The organism is Kamptonema animale CS-326 (genome assembly GCF_028330895.1).
GTDB lineage: Bacteria > Cyanobacteriota > Cyanobacteriia > Cyanobacteriales > Microcoleaceae > Kamptonema > Kamptonema formosum.
In genome coordinates this window covers 1-5,785 of the sequence record NZ_JAQMUA010000446.1, presented here as the reverse complement: position 1 = coordinate 5,785, position 5,785 = coordinate 1, and the positions used below count along the sequence as shown (strand labels likewise).

8 protein-coding genes are annotated in these 5,785 nt (G+C 41.3%); 4 read left to right on the top strand and 4 right to left on the bottom strand.

From position 1 onward, the window contains the following. Positions 1–59: 59 nt before the first annotated feature. Together PN499_RS26030 and PN499_RS26025 are read right to left on the bottom strand one after the other, a co-directional pair. The gene (locus PN499_RS26030) at positions 60–839 is read right to left on the bottom strand and encodes an anti-sigma factor (RefSeq protein WP_272035998.1); all 780 of its coding nucleotides are present in this window, start codon (positions 837–839) and stop codon (positions 60–62) included. 8 nt (positions 840–847) lie between these two features. Next, entirely contained in the window at positions 848–1,438 is a 591-nt protein-coding gene (locus tag PN499_RS26025) for a sigma-70 family RNA polymerase sigma factor (RefSeq protein WP_272035996.1), read from the bottom strand. Between the two features lie 274 nt (positions 1,439–1,712). Here PN499_RS26025 and PN499_RS26020 point away from each other — a divergent pair, with 274 nt between their 5' ends. Further along, a complete protein-coding gene (locus PN499_RS26020; protein ID WP_272035994.1) occupies positions 1,713–1,967 on the top strand; it encodes a hypothetical protein in 255 nt (84 codons plus the stop codon). A 78-nt stretch (positions 1,968–2,045) separates the two neighbouring features. Here the strand turns inward: PN499_RS26020 and PN499_RS26015 are convergent, their stop codons facing one another. Further along, positions 2,046–2,738: a cytochrome c biogenesis CcdA family protein gene (locus PN499_RS26015; protein ID WP_272035991.1), complete on the bottom strand. Its 693-nt coding sequence runs from the start codon at positions 2,736–2,738 to the stop codon at positions 2,046–2,048. A gap of 4 nt (positions 2,739–2,742) precedes the next feature. Further along, on the bottom strand, positions 2,743–3,375 hold the full coding sequence (locus PN499_RS26010; RefSeq protein WP_272035989.1) for a thioredoxin family protein: 633 nt from the start codon (positions 3,373–3,375) through the stop codon (positions 2,743–2,745). Between the two features lie 440 nt (positions 3,376–3,815). Between PN499_RS26010 and PN499_RS26005 the strand changes: the two genes are divergently transcribed. The 3 genes from PN499_RS26005 (at position 3,816) to msrB (ending at position 5,710) form a co-directional block, all read left to right on the top strand. Beyond that, the gene (locus PN499_RS26005; RefSeq protein ID WP_272035987.1) at positions 3,816–4,421 is read left to right on the top strand and encodes a cytochrome b/b6 domain-containing protein; all 606 of its coding nucleotides are present in this window, start codon (positions 3,816–3,818) and stop codon (positions 4,419–4,421) included. Between the two features lie 10 nt (positions 4,422–4,431). Next, on the top strand, positions 4,432–5,148 hold the full coding sequence (locus PN499_RS26000; protein ID WP_272035986.1) for a molybdopterin-dependent oxidoreductase: 717 nt from the start codon (positions 4,432–4,434) through the stop codon (positions 5,146–5,148). A 67-nt stretch (positions 5,149–5,215) separates the two neighbouring features. Beyond that, entirely contained in the window at positions 5,216–5,710 is a 495-nt protein-coding gene (gene msrB, locus PN499_RS25995; protein ID WP_334311721.1) for a peptide-methionine (R)-S-oxide reductase MsrB, read from the top strand. Positions 5,711–5,785: the final 75 nt, after the last annotated feature.

The window sequence follows — 5,785 nt, the reverse complement described above, 5'->3', positions numbered from 1 at the left end:
TAATTAGCCATTACCAATTACCAATTACCAATTACCAATTACCAATTACCAATTACCAATTATAAACTCCCCGTCATCACCATAGGCCCAGCCGGATTTTTAAGTAAAGGCGATGCTTCAACAGTCACAACTAATGTAGTTACTTGCCCATTAGTAGGTAGAGAAAGCTTGACAAAAACCGTGCCTTTTTCATTAGTATTAAACTGCTCCCAAGCAACTGTTTCCTGATTAATAACCGACCATAATTGATAAAATTGACCCTTGGGTAAAACCGGAAGATTCTTTAAAATTAAAACAGCTTTAGGTTCTCCGGGTGTAACCACAATACTACCAGAAGCAGCAGAGGCTTGAGCCATACCTTTAAGAGAAACTAGATGAGTATCTGGCTGTTGCAACATCGCAATCACATCTTTTTGTCGCACAACCTGAGCCTCAAGAGTCGTTATTTGTTGTCTGAGTCGGTAGTTATCTAAACCAATAGCTAAAGCTAATAGTGCCGCTACGCTACCAATAACAGGACTCCATCTTAGAGAAAATAGTTTCAGTTTTTCCCGAAGCAATGGGTTAGGATTTACTGCAACAATCTTGTTTGGGAATGCAACGGTAGTTGTTGCAGCAGCATCTAAAATAGAGTCATAAAGATGTGATGGCGGTGCGATATCAGGTAAAGCATAAGGCATGACTTCTAAAACTTCCTGTAAACTAGCTACCTCTGTAGCTAATTCAGGATTTTCTTTCAGCACTCGGCTTAATTCCTCAGCTTCTTGAGAGCTAAGGTTGCCGAGTACATAGCCTGCGATCAATTCTTCTAAAGGTTCAGGAAATAAAGGCTCTGTCATAGGTGTAACTAGCCAATTAAATTTTGTAAGTTTTTTCTTAAATTCAATAAACCTTGGCGAGACCAAGTTTTAATTGTTCCCAGTGGTATACTAAGTTTGGCGGCGATTTCTGATTGACTCAGACCATCGTAATAAGCCATTTCTAACACCTGCCGTTGTTTTTCGGGAAGTTGAGCTAAGGCATCGCGAACATAGTGCGAACGGTCACTTAAAGAAGCTGATTCAAAAGGTGTAAGAGGTGGAATTTCAGTAGCCATCATCTGACTCCATCGCTGGAGAAATTTCAACTTAGTGCTGCGGGAACGAAGTTTATCAATTGCTCGCGAACGAGTCAGAGTTGTCAAAAAGCTGCTCAAAGAGCCACGATTAGGATTGTAAGTTCTCTTTTGCCAGAGATTGAGAAAAATCTCTTGGGTTAAGTCTTCTGCTTCTTGAGGGTTTGTCAAGATTCTGAGGGCCAATCTGTAGACTAAACTGCCATAGCGGTTATACAAAATACCCAAGGCAGATGCTTGACCAGCACTTATTAACTGAAATAACTCAGCGTCAGTCTGTTTGTCAGGGTCATCCACGCTTGTTTCGGCAGGGTTCAAATCCATAGGTTTTTCGTAGAACAGACCTAAACTGATAATTCTAAGTTGATTTCGATGGTGGTAGCAAGGGCATCTCCAGAAAGAACCAGACTCCATCTTCTTAAATACGACCCACAGAACTGCTTGGATGTAGGGAAGTTGGGTCACTTAACCTGGGTGAAAAAAAATATTTGAGGTTGACAATCCAATCTCAGGAGTCATCCGTACTACAATAGAACGCACTGTTAGCGATTAGCTGCTAACTTGTAGAATTAATATTTCTCAGACTTGGAAGAAAAATATGAACCGGAAAGTGCTTTGTTTAGTTGTTGGTTTGACCTTAACGGCTAGTCTGTATAGCTGTTCTTCTAGTCCTAACACTGAAAATCAGGTGGCTCCTAGTGCTTCGCCTGCTTCCATGAAGAGTCCTGACGCGATGAAGAGCCCCGATGCGATGAAAAGTCCTGACGCTATGAAGAGCCCCGATGCGATGAAAAGTCCCGATGCGATGAAAAGTCCCGATGCGATGAAGAGTCCCGATGCGATGAAGAAATAGTATTTGTGGGGCGGGCGCTGCGGCAAACGTTATCTTGAGGATAATCAAAATTATAGATTGCGCCAGCGCCCCTCTTCCTTAAAGTCGTAAAGTTGGGAAAAATGGAGCTAACCAAAGTTGGATTTTGACATCCCAACCTAAAATAATCGCGATCGCACTGAGTACAATAATAACACCGCCGATTCTTTGTAAGGCTGCACTATGGGGGCGCAGACGTAATAATTTCTGGCTAAAATAGCGCCCTCCATAAGCAATTCCTAGCAGCGGTAATCCAGCCCCTAAACCGTACAAAACTAATAACAAGAAAGTTGTTGTCGGCTGAGGATTGACAACAGCTATGACCAGGATACTCGCCAGAACTGGGCCCGCGCAAGGTGTCCACAGCAAACCGAGTTGAGTTCCCAGCCAAAATTCACCCATTAACCCCACTCGTACAGGTTCTTTCAGCCAACGTTGAAAGTGTAAGTATTTAAACACTAATTGGTAAATCTGGGGAAAAATGGTACTTACCCCAGCCATCAGCAGAAATGCAATTGCTCCATTGCGGAGAACGCTAGCAAGGCTAACAAACCAAGTTGATGTTACTCCCAATAAACTCCCAATTGCTGCAAAACCAGTAATTAATCCTAATACCAAAGCAACGGGGCCATAGCGATGAGATTGAAGGCTGCGCCCTAATAATAGAGGTAAAATTGGCAAAATACAAGGTGAGAGGATAGTTAAAAATCCTGCTAGCAAAGCTACACCAGTCGAAGGGAGTGAAGTTGCCATTTAACTACCCTAATAACTGGCGAATTGTCTGTTCTGTTTCGTCATAAGCTCCTTCCCCAATATGATTATAGCGCCGAATGCCTTGTCGATCTGCTAAAAATAAATGAGGCCAATATTCATTCTTGTAAGCAAGCCAAGTTTTAAACTCGTTATCCAAAGGTACTGGATAAGTAATTTGATATTCCTTCAAAGCTTTTTTGACATTATTTACATCGCGCTCAAAGGGAAACTCAGGAGTATGTATGCCGATAATTTTTAATCCTCGCTCGGCATATTGGCGATGCCAACGAGTAATGTAGGGTAGAGTACGCTGACAATTAATGCAGGCGAATGTCCAAAATTGTACCAACACCACGCTACCTTTGAGATCGGATATTTTCAGCGGCGGAGAATTTAGCCACTGGCTAATACCCTGAAACTCTGGTAAAATCTGTCCTACCTGTGAAGTAATAGCTCGATCTGTGGTAATGGAAATATCGCTTTTAGGAGGAGTAGGTATCGGAATATTTTCAGAGCTAGAGGTTGGGGTAGCAATTGACATCATCTCTTTCTTGAGACCAAAACTGAGAGCAGTTCCACTAACTCCTAGCCCTAAATACCATAGTAATTTACGCCGCCCCGGCCCGCGATTGTTCATAAGGTAATTTTCCTTCCTTAATTTACTTTAGATACGGATATGACCGAAAATTGGATGTTTTCTGCAAATATAAAAAATTTTAAATCCAAAATAGAGTCAGCATCGTATTAACTAAAAGCCGGCAAATGAGTTGCCTGTTTGTATCGTAAGTTACAAATGGCAGTCTCATAGTATAGCAACAGACAATAATGTTAGGACAATGTTAGGACAAATATCCGTAACACCGAGCGGCGTTACGTAAGTTCTCAAAACAATAAAGTTGCCCTAACCTAATTACCTTGGCATTGGCTATAACATGAAAAGTTGTATGGCAGTCAAAATTGTTAGCGATTAGCAATTAGCGATTAGCGATTAGCGATTAGCAATTAGCAATTAGCAATTAACCTGCTATCATACAAATGAAATGTTTATACCTCTTACTATTTAGCTAAATACTTATTATGGATTCATCTGTTCCTTCTAAAACATCTCGACCTCGACTACCAAACCAGGCGGCTTTAGCAAAGTTATTTCACTGGCTAAATATCATTAGTTTAGTAATGATGATTGGTAGTGGATTGCAAATTTACAATGCTAATCCTGTTTTTGGCGGGCGCGGAGGATGGCAATTTCCATCTATAATTTTGTTAGGTGGTTGGCTCGGTGCTGGTAGACATTGGCATTTCGCCGCCATGTGGTTATTCACACTTAATCTTTTTTGGTATGGTCTTTATATTTTCATTAGCCGCCGCTGGCAGCATCGTTTTCTCAGCTATAATGACCTCAAAGCTTTACAGAAGTCTCAAAACGTTAAGCGCAAAAATTATTCATGGCATCGCCTAGCTTATACAGCAATTATTCCGGTTTTACTGCTAGCAGTATTTAGTGGAGTGGGAATGTATAAACCTGCTCAATTCCACTGGATTGTTGATTTATTTGGCAGTTGGCAAGCGCTGAGAATAGTACACTTTATATCAGTTCCTACTGTCATTATTTTTTCACTCGTTCACTCTTGGCTAGGCCTCAAAGTTGGGGGTTTTCGCCTAATTAAGTCAATTTTTTGGTAGAGGTTTACTCATGTTTCCAAACTCTCATAAGTCATGGCAACGCCGCCAATTTCTGCAATTATCGGGACTATCTGGTATCGGTTTAATTTTGGGCGGTTGTGGATTAGTTCGCACTGATAACATCATTGGCAAAAAATTTGAACCTTTGAACGAAAGTGTAGAAAGTTTGTTGTTTAATCCTCAAAAACTCGTACCGGAATTTCCAGCTAGTGCCATAGAACCTGATGCCTTAATTATCAATACCTTTGATTCAACTCCAGAGCTTGACGTAAAATCTTTTCGCCTGATAATTGATGGTGAGGTGAATCGTCCTCTCAATTTAAGTCTAGAACAGATTCAACTGATGCCTTTAACTGTGATGACAATTCGTCATGTTTGTGTGGAGGGTTGGGCCGCTATTGTGCAGTGGGGTGGGGTGCGGTTGCGGGATTTAGTAGCTCTTGCCCAACCAAAGGCAAATGCTCGCTACATTTACTTTAAATCTGCGGATGACTACTATGAAAGTTGGGATATTGCTTCAGCTTTGCATCCCCAAACTTTGATGGCTTATCAAAAGAATGGTAATCCTTTGAGTATCGAAAATGGCGCACCTTTACGCCTAGCATCGCCAATTAAGCTAGGTTATAAACAGAGTAAGTGGGTAACTAAAATTACCTTAGTTGGTGGATTACTCCCTGAAAAAGGTTACTGGGAAGATCGAGGTTATGAGTGGTTTGCAGGACTATAATAGTAACTTGCTTGTTTATGTTTACTCGATGAGATTGGTTGGTTAATTAGCGATTGGATGATGTATAATGAAGAAACGATTTTTTTTACAAGCTGGTTTAGGAGTGGTAGGTATGGCATGGTTATCTCGCTATTTACCTTGGACATCAAAAGTTATGGCATCTTCTAATGATGTTTTTGAAATTACTAAAACTGAAGAAGAGTGGCGTACAATGTTGACTCCTCAACAGTTCCAAGTGCTTCGCCAACACGGTACTGAACGCGCTCATACTAGCCCTCTCGACAAGGAATATGGGAAGGGAATATACGCCTGTGCTGGTTGTGATTTGCCACTTTTTTCATCGGAAACTAAATTTGATAGCGGTACGGGTTGGCCCAGCTTTTTTGACCCGATACCAGGGGCAATTGGCACATCTGTTGATAATTCCTTGTTTACAACTAGAATTGAAGTACATTGTCGTCGGTGTGGTGGGCATTTGGGTCACGTATTTGATGACGGCCCCAAGCCAACTGGTAAACGGTACTGTATGAATGGCGTGGCTCTCAAATTTATTGGTGGGTGATATTCTTTTATGATGTAAAAGTATTAGTAATTCTGTCGTCATTGCGAGGGAAGCGAAGCAATCGCAGAGACTAGG